18 protein-coding genes are annotated in these 16,718 nt (G+C 34.2%); 12 read left to right on the plus strand and 6 right to left on the minus strand.

All coding sequences use genetic code 11. The features are described 5' to 3' along the window. Positions 1-32 precede the first annotated feature (32 nt). From MODO_RS08080 to MODO_RS19465, 3 genes are read left to right on the plus strand one after another with little or no spacing between them, the layout of a single operon-like run. Positions 33-1,493 (plus strand): c-type cytochrome, encoded by a 1,461-nt coding sequence (locus MODO_RS08080; protein WP_006257083.1) that lies wholly within the window; start codon positions 33-35, stop codon positions 1,491-1,493. Then, complete coding sequence (locus tag MODO_RS08085; RefSeq protein WP_006260650.1) at positions 1,486-2,823, plus strand: c-type cytochrome; 1,338 nt, start codon at positions 1,486-1,488, stop codon at positions 2,821-2,823. The genes MODO_RS08080 and MODO_RS08085 overlap by 8 nt, the downstream gene beginning before the upstream one ends. 7 nt (positions 2,824-2,830) lie before the next feature. Beyond that, positions 2,831-2,998: a hypothetical protein gene (locus tag MODO_RS19465; RefSeq protein WP_006257085.1), complete on the plus strand. Its 168-nt coding sequence runs from the start codon at positions 2,831-2,833 to the stop codon at positions 2,996-2,998. A 210-nt stretch (positions 2,999-3,208) separates the two neighbouring features. Here MODO_RS19465 and MODO_RS08090 read toward each other — a convergent pair whose 3' ends face one another. Continuing rightward, complete coding sequence (locus MODO_RS08090) at positions 3,209-3,646, minus strand: hypothetical protein (RefSeq protein WP_006260649.1); 438 nt, start codon at positions 3,644-3,646, stop codon at positions 3,209-3,211. A gap of 622 nt (positions 3,647-4,268) precedes the next feature. Between MODO_RS08090 and MODO_RS08095 the strand changes: the two genes are divergently transcribed. The 9 genes from MODO_RS08095 to MODO_RS08135 all read left to right on the plus strand — a co-directional run bounded on the left by MODO_RS08095 (position 4,269) and on the right by MODO_RS08135 (position 12,089). Continuing rightward, positions 4,269-4,571: a hypothetical protein gene (locus MODO_RS08095; RefSeq protein WP_006257087.1), complete on the plus strand. Its 303-nt coding sequence runs from the start codon at positions 4,269-4,271 to the stop codon at positions 4,569-4,571. Positions 4,572-4,580: 9 nt separating this feature from the next. Next, the gene (locus MODO_RS08100; protein ID WP_006257088.1) at positions 4,581-4,868 is read left to right on the plus strand and encodes a MafI2 family immunity protein; all 288 of its coding nucleotides are present in this window, start codon (positions 4,581-4,583) and stop codon (positions 4,866-4,868) included. Positions 4,869-5,022: 154 nt separating this feature from the next. Then, positions 5,023-6,612, plus strand: a complete 1,590-nt coding sequence (bshC, locus tag MODO_RS08105; protein ID WP_006260648.1) for a bacillithiol biosynthesis cysteine-adding enzyme BshC — start codon at positions 5,023-5,025, stop codon at positions 6,610-6,612. Between the two features lie 212 nt (positions 6,613-6,824). Beyond that, the gene (locus MODO_RS08110; RefSeq protein WP_006257090.1) at positions 6,825-7,589 is read left to right on the plus strand and encodes a ParA family protein; all 765 of its coding nucleotides are present in this window, start codon (positions 6,825-6,827) and stop codon (positions 7,587-7,589) included. 29 nt (positions 7,590-7,618) lie between these two features. After that, on the plus strand, positions 7,619-8,524 hold the full coding sequence (locus tag MODO_RS08115) for a ParB/RepB/Spo0J family partition protein (protein ID WP_006260647.1): 906 nt from the start codon (positions 7,619-7,621) through the stop codon (positions 8,522-8,524). Then, positions 8,524-9,111 (plus strand): DUF5683 domain-containing protein, encoded by a 588-nt coding sequence (locus MODO_RS08120; RefSeq protein WP_006257093.1) that lies wholly within the window; start codon positions 8,524-8,526, stop codon positions 9,109-9,111. The genes MODO_RS08115 and MODO_RS08120 overlap by 1 nt, the downstream gene beginning before the upstream one ends. A gap of 12 nt (positions 9,112-9,123) precedes the next feature. Then, a complete protein-coding gene (gene dapB / locus MODO_RS08125) occupies positions 9,124-9,828 on the plus strand; it encodes a 4-hydroxy-tetrahydrodipicolinate reductase (RefSeq protein ID WP_006260646.1) in 705 nt (234 codons plus the stop codon). 36 nt (positions 9,829-9,864) lie between these two features. After that, positions 9,865-11,457 (plus strand): signal peptidase I, encoded by a 1,593-nt coding sequence (gene lepB, locus MODO_RS08130; RefSeq protein WP_006260645.1) that lies wholly within the window; start codon positions 9,865-9,867, stop codon positions 11,455-11,457. Between the two features lie 8 nt (positions 11,458-11,465). Further along, a complete protein-coding gene (locus MODO_RS08135; protein WP_006257097.1) occupies positions 11,466-12,089 on the plus strand; it encodes a WbqC family protein in 624 nt (207 codons plus the stop codon). 224 nt (positions 12,090-12,313) lie between these two features. On the opposite strand, the gene MODO_RS08140 is transcribed toward MODO_RS08135, so the two are convergent. The 5 genes from MODO_RS08140 to MODO_RS08160 form a co-directional block, all read right to left on the minus strand. Then, a complete protein-coding gene (locus MODO_RS08140) occupies positions 12,314-13,009 on the minus strand; it encodes a sulfite exporter TauE/SafE family protein (RefSeq protein ID WP_006260644.1) in 696 nt (231 codons plus the stop codon). 3 nt (positions 13,010-13,012) lie between these two features. Next, positions 13,013-13,471, minus strand: coding sequence for a FixH family protein (locus tag MODO_RS08145; protein ID WP_006257099.1), 459 nt, complete (start codon positions 13,469-13,471; stop codon positions 13,013-13,015). Positions 13,472-13,489: 18 nt separating this feature from the next. Then, positions 13,490-14,923 carry a cytochrome c oxidase accessory protein CcoG gene (gene ccoG, locus MODO_RS08150; protein ID WP_006260643.1) on the minus strand — a complete coding sequence of 478 codons (1,434 nt, stop codon included), beginning with the start codon at positions 14,921-14,923 and terminating at the stop codon, positions 13,490-13,492. Between the two features lie 610 nt (positions 14,924-15,533). Then, positions 15,534-16,511, minus strand: coding sequence for a cbb3-type cytochrome c oxidase N-terminal domain-containing protein (locus tag MODO_RS08155; RefSeq protein ID WP_006260642.1), 978 nt, complete (start codon positions 16,509-16,511; stop codon positions 15,534-15,536). After that, on the minus strand, positions 16,508-16,714 hold the full coding sequence (locus MODO_RS08160; RefSeq protein ID WP_006257102.1) for a CcoQ/FixQ family Cbb3-type cytochrome c oxidase assembly chaperone: 207 nt from the start codon (positions 16,712-16,714) through the stop codon (positions 16,508-16,510). Before MODO_RS08160 ends, MODO_RS08155 begins: the two co-directional genes overlap by 4 nt. Positions 16,715-16,718 lie beyond the last annotated feature (4 nt).

Raw genomic sequence — 16,718 nt, forward strand, 5'->3', positions numbered from 1 at the left:
AGGGTTCTAACTTTGCTGAAAAATAATACATTATGGATTTCCCTCTATTTCATTTAGACTGGTTGAACGATCGTTTCCTCATTGCGATGATAGCGATTATTCACGTATTTATAAACCATGGGCTAGCCGTTGGGTTCTTGCCTTATATTACATTATTAGAACAACAAGGAGTAGTCAAAAGTGGACCAGAAGACATCACTGATCTTGCCTGGGATAAGATGGTACACCGTATGATGATGGTCGGCTTTGTGATCACGACCACGATGGGAGCGATGACAGGAGTCGGTATATGGTTCTCAGCAGCACTAATTAGTCCTAACTCTATTGGTAGTTTAATCCGTGTTTTCTACTGGGGATGGTTTACAGAATGGATTGTATTCGTATTAGAAGTAGTTTTTATCATGATCTATTTCTTAACATGGAAGAACTCTAATAAATCTCTACGTGCTAAACAACGCCATATCCGATTCGGTTGGTTCCTTTCTGGATTCTCATGGCTGACTATGGCTATTATCGTAGCGATATTAGGATTTATGATGGATCCTGGTAACTGGATACAAGAACAATCTTTAGTAAGTGCATTGACTAACCCTATTTACTTACCTCAGCTATTATTTAGAACACCTACAGCGATGGTTGTAGCAGGAGCCTTTGGTTTCTTACTGATTATGTTGTTCACTAAGAAGTCTAGTGCTATCAGACCTACGGCTCTTAAGACTACAGCTATATGGGTATTACTATGGTTACCACTATCTATTCTAGCTTCTATTTATTACTATAACGTGATACCTGATGCGATGACAGCGAATATGAGTACAGCGGTAGGTACTATGGACTTTGCTAAATACTATGATTTATTAAAATACATTATCCTAATAGCAACTAGCTCACTAGCTCTGTTAGCAATCTGGACACTGTGGAAACCTAAGAAAGTCAATCTTATCATTGTGATTATTCCTTTTGTACTATCGCTTGGTTTCTTAGGAATATTCGAACGTGTACGAGAATTTATCCGTAAGCCTTATGTCATCGGTAACTATATGTACTCTAACCTGATCAGAGAAGAAGACTATCCTCTGCTACAGCGAGACGGTATACTGAAGCACTCTACTTATACCTCTATCACAGAGATTACAGAAGAGAATAAACTAGAGGCTGGTAAAGATGTGTTTATGATAGCGTGTTCTCGATGTCATACCAGTCAGGGGATTAACTCTATCATATATGTATTCGAAAAAATGTATGGAATAGGAAAGCCTTTAGATATCAACTCGATGAAAGCGTATATACCTAATATGCACAACGGTAGAACCTATATGCCTCCTTATCCAGGTAACGAAGAAGAACTAGATGCACTAGCCCATTATATTTTCTATTTACAACAGAGTGGTGCGACACTAGAAGGGGCGCAGAGTGCTGGAGCACATCTTAACCCTACTCACTCTGTAGAACATTTTATAGAACAAAAATTAAACAATAACAAAAATGAATAATACTCCATTACCTAAAGATATACCCTTAGACTTACCATTACCAGAGTGGTTACTAGTTATTCTATTAGTAGTTTCATTCTTAGCACATATTGTGTTTGTAAACTTAATGGTAGGAGGTTCTATAGCCACGCTATGGGCAGAAATAAAAGGGCTTAAAAACAAAGAATACGATGTACTGGCACAAGAAATAGCTGCGACAATAACAGTAAACAAATCATTAGCTGTAGTACTAGGGGTAGCTCCCCTACTGAGTATTAATGCACTGTACACCATTTATTTTTACACAGCTAACTCCTTGACAGGGATTATGTGGATATTGATTATCCCTATGGTAGCGATTGTTTTCCTATTGACCTACTTACACAAGTACACTTGGGAAGCAATGGCGAATATGAAATTGTTACACATATCTATCAATGCTCTAGCAGTGATTATGTTCTTATTCATTCCCCTAATCTTCTTAGTGAATATCAATCTGATGCTATTCCCTGAGAAATGGATGAGTGTAAGAGGATTCTTATCTGCTTTAGCCCTGCCAAATGTATTCCCGAGATACTTCCATTTTATCTGTGCATCACTAGCCTTGACAGGTCTATTTATCACTTGGTATATGGGGCGTAAGAACTATCCTTTTGAAGAATACTTTAAAGTATTCACTAGAGCGAAGGTTAAACGTCTTGGGTATCAGTTAGCGTTAGGAGCATCTGTAGCTCAATTCCTATTTGGTCCTATCGTGATGGCTACTTTACCTGCCAAAGGATTTAGTTGGGCTATGATGGGAGTGATCTTATCAGGTGTAGCAGTGGCAGTATACGCAGTGTACTATATGATCAAAACACTAAGAGGTACAGATGACCAACTAGACAGATACTTCAGAAGAATAGTGATCTCTATGGGGATTGTAGTCGTATTCATGGGAAGTGGACGTCATGTCTATAGAGCGAATGCTATCAATCCACACCGAGAACTGATGGCTCAAAAGACAGCCGAATTTGAACAAGCATCAAAAGAAGCTAGAGAACAAGCAGCTAACCAACAAGAAGAAGAAAAACAAGCGATAGCTACTGCCGAAGCTTCTGGTGATAATACAGCTAAGGGTAAAGCAGTCTTTAATAGCTACTGTGCTGCCTGTCATAAAGAGAAGACACCACTAGTAGGGCCTCCTGTGACAGAAATGCAAGAAATATATGCAGACAATAAAACGGATCTAATCAAGTGGATTAAGTCTCCAGGTAAGAAACGTCCTGATGCACCACAGATGCCTCCATTCCCTCAGATCAATGATACGGATATGGAAGATCTGACTCAATATATCTTAAAAATTAAATAAGAAGATTATGATCATTACGATATCACTATTTCTCATCTTAGCCATACTGATCATCTCAGGTGTTATCATTTCTAAGGTGATTAAAATCTATCTCTACTCTTCTAAGAATAAAGAGATGTGGAAAAAAGAAATTAAAGAAGAAAAAGACTATCAGTTTATAAAAGGTCTTTACTAACTCAGTGTTCTCCCCAGCACTGCGCACATCGTATCCCTCATTAGTAGGTAAGTATTGTATTTCCTGTAAGGTAATCTATTATTGTCATATCAAGAGAATGCTCCCAAAACTCTCTTTTTTATAGATTACTTACATCACCATTCCCAATACCTTATCTATTCTAATGGGGGATATTTTTATTCTATCTACTTCAGGTTATAACACTGTTCTTTACTTCTTAGACCAATTACTCAATTCCTCTTCTGCATCATATACAGACTGTGCATACCATGCATAGATATTCATAATCATATATCTTTCTATGCTTCCATCTACACTCTTCATAGATACCATGATGAGGTGAATACGTCCAAGATTATACTTTTTTATATTGACTAACTGCTTAGCTGTATACTGTTTCTCACTTCTAAAATACTTTTTGAGTATCAGCTTATCTCCTCTTATATAAGCAGTACAGAGATATATAACCTGACTCACTGTTATACATGTAACTAACACCGTAATTACATACTTTATAATCACAAACCAATAATCACCAACATCCTGACTGATTGTAGCAATGCTACAAAACAGAATGGTCAACAATATATTTAGTATCAGATGTCCTAATGAATACTGATAGGACAATCTCTTTTCTTGTGCAATCATCTAGTTAAAGAGTTTAGTTGTTCCAAAGAAAAGATTTTAACCCCTATATATCAAATCCTATAATCATAAACCATAACATACTACACGATATAGGACATAATTAGCTATAATCAGGGATAAGACAACGCCTACTCTACCCTAAATAATTCTACTCAAATAAGTAATAGTTCTCTAACAAAGCCTTTTGTAACCTACCTCTCCATCTCCTTAAACTTCCTCTCCAACTATTCACGTACTAAAAAAGGCATAGCATGATAGTAATATTATGGGATAGTGATACCATAGTGGTCGCATTAAAATAGGCTAAAATTATGCGACCACTATGCAATCACTAGCCGACCACTATGCGACCACATCAAAAAAGGCTATTTCGTCCTACTATGGCTGTACAGTTATTATTTATAATCCTACTTTTAGCTGTACACTTATTTATGCTTTCTATTCTTCAAAAGATGAATTGATTTTTTAACAGATATAATTCTTTTAAAATAAACTACTTTTAACCAGGGTAATTCAATTACTAAAATGAATTTTCTAACACCATATCAAGTATTATAATAGACATTGTCCGAAATCGAGTTCAATAACAAGCAATATGCTCAAATACAAATACATCTTCTAAATGATAAAGTTACTTATAGAAAAACATAAAGGTATCATCACGTATGACACCTTATCTCATTTAAATTTTAATGGCTCTCCTGCTGAGGTAATAGATGAGTTAAAAGAAGATTTGTTTCAAGCAGAGTTTGGTAACCATACCTTACTTGATATTGGTTGGTATCCAGAGTTTGATGTCGATGGGCATTTCTGTGTACAAGTTATTTCTAATTATGACTGGGAAGCTCCCTTATATAAAGAGAACTGTAAATCATTTGCCTCTTTAGAAGAGTGTGTGCTCCATGCCCTTCAGCACTGTTTATAAATATACACTATGATACAACAAGATATACTATTAGCCATGATACCTGCTTTCTTAGGTGTCATAGATCATCATATCAGGGCTATCGCTTATGACTATACAGAAGATACAATCTCTCTATATGTTTATACAAGTACCGTCCCTACAGAAGAGGATTATGAGACTATAGATATCGCTGTCACAGAGATATTGGCCTCTCTGCCTCAGCTCCTATATCAGCATATAAAGATTGTACAGCACACAGCTCCTATTAGAGAACTTAATTGTTATAAAGGATGGTTCTTTGTAAGGAAAGAATAATGTTTTATACCTTATTCTCAATTCATTTATTGGTAGATTAGTCTTAATAGCCTTCTACTCTGTTTCCTTTTTTAAATTAAACTTTAATCTTTAAACAACGTTAAACCTTCATTTAAAAACTGATTATTGTTTAAATTAGCAAAAAATAAACACTATGCCTTTAGACAAAATTACGTTTCAGAACGCGGGCTATTTTTCAAAACTAATGGTAGATTACCTTAATCAAGAGGCTAATCTAAAACACTTATATAATCACTTTCCTACTATAGAAAACTTTAAACAACAGTTAGACGAAAAGCGTGCTAACTATCCGATAGAACATAGAAGTGTACTCTGTCAGGCGTTGTTAAGTCAATATAAAAACACAAAGACTTCTGAGAAGACTTTAGAGCATATAAACGCATTAGCGAAAGAAAATACATTTACAGTTACAACTGGACATCAGTTAAACTTATTTACGGGACCGTTATACTTCTTATACAAAATCATCTCTGTGATCAACTTAGCCAAAGAACTGAAAGCTAAGTATCCCAACGAAAACTTTGTCCCAGTGTACTGGATGGCAACAGAAGATCACGACTTCGAAGAAATTAATCACTTCGTATTTGAAGAAAAAGTGATTTGCTGGAACAGAGAGAGCAAAGGTCCTGTAGGAAGATTAAGTACAGAAGGTCTGGATAAAGTATATGAAGTATTCCAATCTCATATCGGGGTAGGTAGTAATGCTACTTATATCAAGGAGCTATTCGAAAATGCTTATCTAAAACACGATAATCTGACGGATGCTACACGTTACTTAGCGAATGAACTATTCGCAGAGTACGGACTGGTAATCATAGATGGTGATGACGCTGAACTGAAAAAGTTATTTGCTCCTCATATCAAAGAAGAATTACTTCATCAAAGTGCTATCAAAGAAGTTGAAAAAAGCTATGATACACTATCAGAATACTTCATACAGGTCAATCCTCGTGATATCAACTTATTCTATATACAGGATAATCTGAGAGAAAGAATTATCTATGAAGATGATATATATAAGGTAAATAATACGTCTATCACCTTCACTAAAGAAGCAATACTAACAGAACTAGAGAATCACCCAGAATGCTTTAGTCCTAATGTGATACTGAGACCGTTATATCAAGAAGTAATATTGCCTAATCTATGCTATACTGGAGGTGGTGGAGAATTGGCATACTGGTTAGAATTGAAGAAAGTATTTGATTTGCATAAGATTACTTTCCCGATGCTATTACTGAGAAATTCAGTGCTATTAGCGACTTCTAAACAAGTAGAGAAAATGGATAAACTAGAACTCTATTGGAAAGATATGTTCATGAAACAAAGTCACTTAATCAATGCGAAAACGAAAGAGTTCTCTTCTATTCAATTTGATTTTGAACAACAACGCCAGTTCTTAGAAGAGCAGTTCAAAACACTAGAAGAAATAGCTTTACAAACGGATAAATCTTTTATAGGAGCAGTAAATGCACAGAAAGTCAAACAACTAAAAGGGTTAGACAACTTAGAGAAAAGACTGCGTATCGCTGAGAAAAGAAATCACGCTGACAAGCTAGAGCGCATTACCTTATTACAGAATGAACTATTCCCTAATAATAGCCTACAAGAGCGTATCGTTAACTTCTCTGTGTATTACAAAGAATATGGAAATCAGCTGATCAAGGCACTATTTGCACAATTAGAGCCACTAAATCAAGAATTTGACATTGTCATTCTTTAATACAAAGCAAAAACTAGTATATTAACTATTACATAAACATATTTAGATTAAAATAAAGATATTAGTGAATAAATGCCATTTATAGCACAGATGGCATTTATTTTTATAAGATATTGAATTTTAAGGTTTTTAGGGAAATGTTGATAAATAAGATTTCGTAGAGTCGCAAATAATCGTATTTTTACCAATTATAAAAACATTCTTTTGGTAAAATGGGTAAAATCATTGCTATTGCTAATCAAAAAGGTGGTGTAGGAAAAACTACAACATCAGTTAATCTTGCTGCTTCATTAGGAGCACTAGAGAAAAAAGTACTTATCATAGACGCAGATCCTCAGGCCAATGCTTCCTCTGGATTAGGAATCGATGTAGACTCTGTAGAGATCGGTACTTATGAAATATTAGAGCACAGTAATACGCCAGAAGAAGCGATTGTGGAATGTACAGCTCCGAATGTATATCTAATCCCCGCCCACATTGACTTAGTGGCTATTGAAATTGAGTTGGTGGATAAACCAAACCGAGAATACATGCTTAAAGAAGCACTTAAATCTGTCAAAGATAAGTTTGATTATATCATAATCGACTGTGCTCCTTCTTTAGGTCTACTTACCTTAAATGCGTTGACAGCTGCTGATTCTGTAGCTATTCCGATTCAGTGTGAGTACTTTGCATTAGAAGGTCTTGGTAAATTATTAAACACAATTAAAAGTGTTCAAAAAATACACAATCCTAATTTAGATATAGAAGGATTGTTATTAACGATGTACGACTCTCGCTTACGCTTGTCTAATCAAGTGGTAGAGGAAGTACAGAAACATTTTAACGATATGGTATTCGATACTATTATCCAGCGAAATGTAAAATTAAGTGAAGCACCTAGCTTTGGCGAAAGTATCATTAACTATGACGCTACTAGTAAGGGGGCTACGAATTACATCAATCTAGCAGAAGAAATTATTCGAAAAAATAGTTAGACTTCTCTAGAATTATTATTTAGAATATTATGGCAAAGGCAATTAAGAAACAAGCTTTAGGAAGAGGACTATCGGCTCTATTAAAAGATCCAGATAACGATATTAGATCAATCGAAGATAATAATGCAGATAAAGTAATCGGCAATATTATAGAGTTAGACATAGACTCTATTGAGATAAATCCATTCCAACCTAGAACGAACTTTAACGAAGAGTCTTTACAAGAGTTAGCTACAAGTATTCGAGAATTAGGTGTAATACAACCTATTACCGTTAGAAAAATTGAGTTCAACAAATATCAATTAATCTCTGGTGAGCGTCGTTTAAGAGCTTCTAAAATAGTAGGATTAGACTCTGTGCCTGCTTATATCCGTATAGCGAATGACAATGAGTCTCTAACTATGGCTTTAGTAGAGAATATCCAACGTCATGATCTAGACCCTATCGAGATAGCACTGTCGTATCAACGTCTAATGGAAGAAATAAATCTGACACAAGAACAAGTAAGTGATCGCGTAGGAAAGAAACGTTCTACTATCGCTAATTACTTGCGTCTACTGCGTCTAGACCCAATCATTCAGACAGGGATAAGAGATGGATTTATCACTATGGGACATGGTCGTGCTATTATTAATATAGAAGACTTAGATGTACAGACAGATATCTATCACAAAATCATTACAGAAAACTTATCTGTAAGAGAGACTGAGGCTATCGTAAAAAAATATCAAGAACAACTAAGAGGTATAGTATCACCTGCTCTACCTAAGAAAAATACAGAGTTTAATATTCCAGAAAGTTATTCGAGATCATTCGGACAATTCTTTGGAACAAAAGTAGATATTAAAGTTTCTAATAATGGAAAAGGAAAGATATCTATTCCTTTCCACTCTGAAGAAGACTTAAATCGTATTATCAAACTATTAGAAAATTAGTGAAACACAAGTTATTAATCCTATTATTCTTCATAGGAGCAGTCTGTCACCCCACCTATGCACAGTCTGTAAGTGAAGAAGATGAACCTACTACGAAAAAAGAGTCTGCAGACTATAAACCATTAGATCCTGTAGCTCCTTCTCGTGCGGCATTCTATGCCTCTGTTATTCCTGGAGTAGGTCAAATCTATAATAAGAAATACTGGAAAGTACCATTAGTATATGCAGGTATAGGAATACCTACATACTTCTGGATGGATAACCAAAGACAGTATAATAGATATAGAGACGAATATAAGAAACGTCTACAAGGTGTTAACGATCCTAACGATCCTACTTTTGGAGGATTAGACAACGATCGTATATTAGAAGCTCAAAAGTTCTATAGACGTAATAGAGACTTATCTGTCGTAATCACAGTTGGTTTTTATGTTCTAAGTATCATCGACGCTAACGTAGATGCTCACTTGATGCAGTTCAACGTTAATGAGAACTTGACTATTAAGCCTGCCTTTGAGATAGACAGGATGAATCTTCAGAATCAAAATCAGTTCCAATATGCGATAAATGTAGAATATCGCTTTTAAAATATTTATCCAATGAAAATTGCTTTATTAGGATATGGCAAAATGGGTCAAATCATTGAAAGAATTGCCATAGAAAGAGGCCACGAAATAGTACTTCGCAAAAGAAGTTCTGATACTTATGAAGGACTAAAAGAGGCAGATGTAGCGATAGACTTCAGTGTGCCTTCTGCTGCTGTACAGAATATTACAACTTGTTTTGAACTAAATATCCCTATTATATCAGGTACCACAGGTTGGTTAGAAGAATATGATAAGATGGTAGATCTATGTACAAAAAGCAATGGTGCTTTTTTATATGGGTCTAATTTTAGTTTAGGAGTAAACCTATTCTTTGAGTTAAACAGCTACTTAGCTAAGATGATGAATAATCTTAATGATTATAAAGTATCTATGGAAGAAATACACCATACCCAAAAGTTAGATGCTCCTAGTGGCACAGCTATTTCTTTGGCTAATGGTATTATCGAAAATACAGATTATACAGCGTGGACATTAGACACACCAGATACTAATCAGATACATATCGATGCAAAACGCATAGATAGCGTACCTGGTACGCATAGTGTATTCTATGACTCTGCTATCGACCAGATAGAGATCAAGCACACAGCTCATAATAGAGAAGGCTTTGCTCTAGGAGCTGTAGTAGCCGCTGAATGGATACAAAATAAAAAAGGAATATTCTCTATGAAAGATGTTCTGAATCTAAAAAAATAATTACCTTCACTAATAATCATTAAACAATACTAAACTATGACAATGTCTCAATGGTTTTTGTTTTTTCTTTTAGTACAAGTTATACACTTTCTTGGAACTTGGAAATTATACGTAAAAGCTGGAAAGAAAAGCTGGCAAGCTATCGTGCCTGTATATAATGCTGTGGTCTTAATGCAAATCATAAACCGTCCTAGATGGTGGGTTATCTTATTGTTTGTACCTATTGTGAATTTAATCATGTTTCCTGTAGTTTGGGTAGAGACACTTAGAAGCTTTGGAAAAAACAAAACAGTAGACACTATACTAGGAGTAGTAACACTAGGTCTTTATATCTATTATATCAACTATGCTGTCGATGTAAAATATGTAGAAAACAGAAGTACAAAAGCAGCTACAAGTTCAGGAGAGACTGTTAGTTCAATTCTATTTGCAGTTGTTGTTGCTACAGTGATTCACACTTATGTAATTCAACCTTATACCATACCAACGTCTTCATTAGAAAAAACTTTACTAGTAGGAGACTTCTTATTCGTAAGTAAGTTCCACTATGGGGCAAGAACTCCTATGACTACAGTAGCGTTACCAATGGTACATGATACTTTACCATTTACAAAGAAAAATTCTTACTTAAAGAAACCACATTTACCATACTTTAGATTACCTGGTTTTCAAAAGATACAACACAACGATATCGTCGTGTTCAACTGGCCAACTGATACTGTTTATCAGTTCAACGATCCACTTAGAAGACCTGCTGTAGATAAACCAATCGACAAGAAAACAAACTATGTTAAACGTGCTGTAGGTTTACCAGGAGAAAACATTTCGTTAGTTAATGGTGATGTTTACATCAATAATGAGAAATTAAAGCTTAATGATCGTGCTAGATTACAGAGCACTTATACTGTAAAAACAGACGGTACACCAATAGATCTAAATGCTTTAGTAAAACGATTAGATACAAGAGAAGGTATTGAATACTTTAACAATGATCCGAAAACATTAATCTTCGCCGCTTTAACAGATGAAAATGTAGAAGTATTAAAGTCTATGTCTCAAATAGTAAGTGTTACAAAAGGATATCCAGAAGAAGCTAAAGCCTATATTCAAGCAGCGTATGCTAATGTAATATTCCCTCATAACTCTAAAACTTGGACAAATGATGACTTAGGTCCTCTACATATTCCTGCTAAAGGAGAGACAGTTACGCTAAATGCTGATAACTTCCCAATGTACCAAAGAGTTATTCAGGTATATGAGGGCAATAAATTAGAGGTTAGAGACAATAAAATCTATATCAACGATGTAGCTACAGATAAATACACTTTCCAACAAGATTATTACTTCATGATGGGAGACAATAGAAATAGATCTGAAGATAGTAGATATTGGGGATTTGTACCTGAAGATCACATTGTAGGAAAACCTGTTTTTGTATGGTTAAGTATAGATCAATACGTTCCATGGTCAAAAGCATTAGATAAGATTCGTTGGGATAGAATGTTTACTACAGTGAATGGTAATGGTAAGCAGACTTCTTACTTCCCTTACTTCTTAGTAGCCGTGATAGGTTTAGTAGGTTATAATACTTACAAAAAGAGAAAAGAAAAAAAGAATTCAAAATATTAAATTAAAACATGAATAACATACTTATTCATCCTAGTTACTTCCCTTCTATCAGCCACTTTGTAGCTATGCTACAAGCAGACAAAATAACATTTGAGATGGAAGATAACTTTCAAAAACAAACCAATAGAAATAGAGCGTTCATCTATAGTGCTAATGGAAAGCAAATGCTTAATATTCCAATCAAACACTCAAAAGAACTTAAACAAAAATATAAGGATGTAAGAATAGAGCATGCTTTTGGCTGGCAAAAACAGCATTTTAAGAGCCTAGAAGCTGCTTATAGAACTTCTCCTTACTTCGAGTACTTTGAAGATGAGATTCGTCCTATTTTTGAAGGAAAACCAGAGTTTATGTTAGATCTTAACCTTCAAATACATGAAGTGTTATGTTCTTGCTTAGGGATAGACCTCCCTTATGAACAAACTAAAGACTACCATAAAGAAGTAAGTAATGACATTACTGATTTGAGAACTTTAATAAATGGTAAGAAAGATACTAATATCTACACTCCATACATCCAAGTTTTTGATGAAAAACATGGCTACTTAAACAATCTAAGTATTCTAGACTTATTATTCAATGAAGGAAGACATGCTATAGATTATCTTAAAAAGCAGTCATTAAGCATATAAAAAAAAAGCTGACCACTGGTCAGCTTTTTTTCTTTCATAGCGCAATTTTATACTTTTATTTTAAGTACTATAACGATAAATTATAAGTAACAAACAATCAACATATCTTTTCCTTTTCATAGCATTAAAAATCGTTGATGACCTTATCGTTATACACTTAAGACAATAATTCTGAAAAAAGTCACATCATTTTATACAATTTATTTTAAATAAATTGTACTTAACTAACAATCAGCCTCTCCCCTTACAAAAAGATTTAAATTATCTGGAGATAAAAAAGGAATATCTAATCCCAGACCGCGTATAATAAACAACATCCCGAAGATTACGATAACATAAGGGTAATACTTCATAATACCGTTTCTTACTTTAGGAGAAAACATATCTCTTACATAAATAATAGAACTCATCAAAGGAATAGTTCCTACTCCAAATAGAGCCATATAAAGCATTCCCATAGATACGCTCTGTGTAGCTAATGCACCAAACAATGCGACATAAACCATACCGCATGGCAAAAAGCCATTAAAAAAACCAATAAAGTATAATGTCCCTTTATTTTGTTTTTTAAACTGACCTCCTAGTTTAGTTTTAATCTTACTCACTACAAAGTAAAAAGGCTTTAGAAAGCCAAAGTTTCCAAGCTTGTTTTGTGGTATTAATATAAAGACAATCATTAAAATCCCTACAACAATAGACATCTGCTGCTGTAGTCCAGCTAAGTAAAGACCTTTACCAAACATACCAAAAACAAGTCCTAAAATAGAATATGCAGATATTCTTCCTAAATGATAGGTGAATATCTGCATAGCTTTTTTAGTACCATTACTCTTAGAAACTGGCAACATCATAGCTATAGGTCCGCACATACCAATGCAATGCAGACTACTAATCAGTCCAAAAATAAGAGCTGTAATCACTAGTTAATCCTTTTTTACAGTTAAACTTTGTTTATTTCTGTAATCTGATCCGTTATAAGACCACTCTACCGCAATATCCCAACGACCGTCTACCAGCGTATTGTTAGGTATGAGCAAATTGGAAGAAGACAATGATATAGGCATATCAAAGTCTAATTTCTGGTTAGACGGTCTGTATAGGAATATTTTTCCTGTAATATTTTTTGCGTCAAAATCTGAAGGAAACACAATAGATATATCTCCAGCTTTAGTAGACTCAATAGACACAGGAGTAGCAAGTTTCAATGCCGCTACTTCTCTATCGTGTTTACCATCTACTTCTATTTCTTGTTGATAATAATTCTCAGTAACTAGTTCATTATCATATTTACTATCAATCTGTACTCTTATAACATATTGCAAAATAAAGACCATAAAAATCCCCATAGCAATAACAATACCTGTTCCAAAATTAAATTTCATACCTAACAAATTTTAATATTAATCCAATGTTCTAGGGCCTAAGAAGTTTGTTGATGTTGTCTGAATCAACTTATCTCCTTCATAAACCTCTATTTTAACTTTTGTACGATGACTTTCTAACAAGAACTGTGGAACATCAATAAACATAGTTCCTTCTGCATAACCTTCTTTTACCACTTTTATAATTGGGTTCCCTACTAAAGTAATAGCACCTGTTTCTGGAGAAGATAACTTAAAGGTTACATTCTCAAAATCCTTCATCGTTTTATTAACTACCTTAAAGGTATAAACGTTTCTAATATTCTCTTTATCATCTACAGTGACGTGTGTATAAGTTTGACCTGCAACACGAAGTACAGTAGCTTCAATATCTGTTCTTAAGAACAATAACCCTACCAAAATAGTCATCAAGATACAAAGAACAGCTACATAACCTTTCTGACGTAGACTAAACTTAAACTTAGTACCTTCTGATATTTCTGACTCAGATGCATAACGTATTAAACCAGTAGGTAAACCAACACTCTCCATCATATGATCACACTCATCAATACAAGCAGTACAGTTCACACACTCTAACTGAGTTCCATTACGTATATCAATACCCGTTGGACATACATTTACACATTGCTTACAGTCGATACAATCTCCTATACCTTCTGCAGTTCTATCAACTCCTTTTTTAAACTTAGCTCTACCATTTGTCGCTTCACCACGCACGTGGTCATAAGCTACAATAATAGATTTATTGTCTAATAAAACTCCTTGTAATCTACCATAAGGACAAGCAATAACACATACTTGCTCTCTAAACCATGTAAAAACAAAGTAGAAAGCCCCAGTAAATATTATTAATCCAATAAAACGTCCCATATGATCTGCTGGTCCGTCTTTCATCATTTGAAGAACGACATCACTTCCAATAATATAAGCTAAGAAAACATTAGCAATCAAAAAGGAAATAACAAAGAATATAAACCACTTTAAGACTCTCTTTCTAATCTTCTCAGAAGTCCAAGGTTGTTTATCTAAACGCATTTGAGCCCCTCTATCACCATCAATCCAATATTCAATACGTCTAAAAACCATTTCCATAAAAATCGTTTGAGGGCAAATCCAACCACAAAATATACGACCAAATGAAACTGTAAATAGGGTAACAAAAACTACCCCAATAATCATAGATATTACTACAAGATAAAAATCCTGTGGCCAGAAAGGAAAACCAAAAATATTAAACTTTCTATCTATTACGTTAAACAATAAAAACTGGTTTCCATTTATCTTAATAAATGGCGCAGCAAAAAGAAACAAGATAAGAGCGTAACTTACGATCTTACGTTTATTATAAAAAGGGCCCGAAGGTTTTTTAGGATAGATCCAAGCTCTTTTACCATCTTTGTCAATTGTACCTATGGAGTCACGGAAACTCTCATCATGTATTGTAGCCATAGTAAAATGTTTTTCAATGAGTAATAAAGTAATAAACTACTTATACTCTATTCTTATTATGTTAGTTTATAATAGTGCCTAAGCACAAGTTTTTGACAGATAAACTGTCAGAAATCTTCTAATTATTGTCGCCTAAAAGATTCCTTATTCTCTTAATCTGAAATATACCTAACTGTTCCGCTTTCCCTAACCAAAGTAAAAAACACAAACAATCATATTCGTTTATTAAAAAGATAAGATTTACTTCTCATCTACTGTTATATTAACATCTATATATATAAATCCTAAAAACAGTATAATCGCTTCTAAATACCTTATATTTTAAACAGTTTAACTCTACCAAGTCCTCGTTTAACAACTAAATAAAACCTTGACAGACATAAACTTTTTTTATACTAGAAAGGTACGAAAAAAGCTCTCAATATGCATTGTATTTATGATAATAATACTATAGATAATGTCTTTATTAACACCAATAAACGAAATAAGTCAACACCTCTTGATCAATAGAAAATATTTGGTATAAAAGAGGGCTAAATTGTCAACCTTAGCCCTCTATTCTTTTTATCAGTCCATACTACAAAATACAGTAAGCATAGACTTATATTATTTATTCTTTGATTTCTGTAGCTTCTGATTCTGCATTAGTTTCTTCAGAAACTTCTTCTGAAGCACCTTCTTCTGAAGCATCTCCTCCAGTCAATTCTGCTTTAGACCATACAATATCTCCTTCTGGAGCTTTAGCCTCTGCAGGAACTGTACCATTAAGAGAAATAACATAAGAAGCTAACTTTTCAATTTCGGATGGTTTGAAATTTGACTTCCAAGGCACCATTCCTTTACCAGGACGTCCACCTTCAGAAATTGTGTTGAAGACATTTTTCATACCTCCACCTAATATCCAGTGGTCGTCAGTTAAGTTAGGTCCGATAGATCCCCCACCATCATTCTTATGACATACAGCACAATTTGTATCAAAAAGTGCCTTACCAGCAGCTAACACAGTTGGATCATCAGAGAATACTGCTTGATCAGCTGTTAACATATCAGGAGCATTTTTCTTGTACTCCTCAACTTGTTCTTTAGCAGCAATCATTTCTTTTTCAAACTCAGCAACTTGATTATCTGCATCAAACACGTGATATCTCAACATATAGATTACAGCAAAAATTGCAGTTACATAGAAAAGTCCAACCCACCATGGTGGTAAATCATTATCTAACTCTTTAATTCCATCATAATCATGATCCATCATGATATCACCTTCTTGCTCAATTGTTTTAGTGTTAGTCAATTTCTGCATTAAGCGTTTTACCCAAGGGGCATCTCTTAATGGACGACTAGCTTCTTTTTGTTTTAGAGCTCTCTCTTCAGGAGTCATTAAGCGATCCAAAATCTTGTTTGTTGCAGATGCTACAATTTCAACAGCAATCAATGCGAACAAGAATAAACCTAATAATATTAGAACAACGGGATGTTCTACAAAAGCCGGTTTATCACTATCCCCCCCTACTAACCATTCTATCGCTAAAAAGAAAATAGCAAATAGAAGAGGAACTCTTACATATACTGGAAAAAACTTTTTCATAATTTTCGTGAATTACTATCAACATTGTGCTCTTCATCATCCATGAATGGCATATTGCTCAATTCTTCTATTGTGTCTTTCTTATAAGTAGCAACCCACACGAAAAGTCCAACAAAGAATGTAAAGAAAATAATAAGTGATATAATAGGGAATATCTCCACTCCACCTATTGTTTCCATATTATGTTTAATGAATTTTAGCATATTG

Source organism: Myroides odoratimimus, from assembly GCF_001485415.1.
GTDB lineage: Bacteria > Bacteroidota > Bacteroidia > Flavobacteriales > Flavobacteriaceae > Flavobacterium > Flavobacterium odoratimimum.

What these genes read in the sequence shown, in the direction of transcription:
- MODO_RS08080 (WP_006257083.1), top strand. Translation starts at nt 33, where the DNA reads ATGGATTTCCCTCTATTTCATTTAGACTGGTTGAACGATCGTTTCCTC.
- MODO_RS08085 (WP_006260650.1), top strand. Translation starts at nt 1,486, where the DNA reads ATGAATAATACTCCATTACCTAAAGATATACCCTTAGACTTACCATTA.
- MODO_RS19465 (WP_006257085.1), top strand. Translation starts at nt 2,831, where the DNA reads ATGATCATTACGATATCACTATTTCTCATCTTAGCCATACTGATCATC.
- MODO_RS08090 (WP_006260649.1), bottom strand. Translation starts at nt 3,646, where the DNA reads ATGATTGCACAAGAAAAGAGATTGTCCTATCAGTATTCATTAGGACAT.
- MODO_RS08095 (WP_006257087.1), top strand. Translation starts at nt 4,269, where the DNA reads ATGATAAAGTTACTTATAGAAAAACATAAAGGTATCATCACGTATGAC.
- MODO_RS08100 (WP_006257088.1), top strand. Translation starts at nt 4,581, where the DNA reads ATGATACAACAAGATATACTATTAGCCATGATACCTGCTTTCTTAGGT.
- bshC (WP_006260648.1), top strand. Translation starts at nt 5,023, where the DNA reads ATGCCTTTAGACAAAATTACGTTTCAGAACGCGGGCTATTTTTCAAAA.
- MODO_RS08110 (WP_006257090.1), top strand. Translation starts at nt 6,825, where the DNA reads ATGGGTAAAATCATTGCTATTGCTAATCAAAAAGGTGGTGTAGGAAAA.
- MODO_RS08115 (WP_006260647.1), top strand. Translation starts at nt 7,619, where the DNA reads ATGGCAAAGGCAATTAAGAAACAAGCTTTAGGAAGAGGACTATCGGCT.
- dapB (WP_006260646.1), top strand. Translation starts at nt 9,124, where the DNA reads ATGAAAATTGCTTTATTAGGATATGGCAAAATGGGTCAAATCATTGAA.
- lepB (WP_006260645.1), top strand. Translation starts at nt 9,865, where the DNA reads ATGACAATGTCTCAATGGTTTTTGTTTTTTCTTTTAGTACAAGTTATA.
- MODO_RS08135 (WP_006257097.1), top strand. Translation starts at nt 11,466, where the DNA reads ATGAATAACATACTTATTCATCCTAGTTACTTCCCTTCTATCAGCCAC.
- MODO_RS08145 (WP_006257099.1), bottom strand. Translation starts at nt 13,471, where the DNA reads ATGAAATTTAATTTTGGAACAGGTATTGTTATTGCTATGGGGATTTTT.
- ccoG (WP_006260643.1), bottom strand. Translation starts at nt 14,923, where the DNA reads ATGGCTACAATACATGATGAGAGTTTCCGTGACTCCATAGGTACAATT.
- MODO_RS08155 (WP_006260642.1), bottom strand. Translation starts at nt 16,511, where the DNA reads ATGAAAAAGTTTTTTCCAGTATATGTAAGAGTTCCTCTTCTATTTGCT.
- MODO_RS08160 (WP_006257102.1), bottom strand. Translation starts at nt 16,714, where the DNA reads ATGCTAAAATTCATTAAACATAATATGGAAACAATAGGTGGAGTGGAG.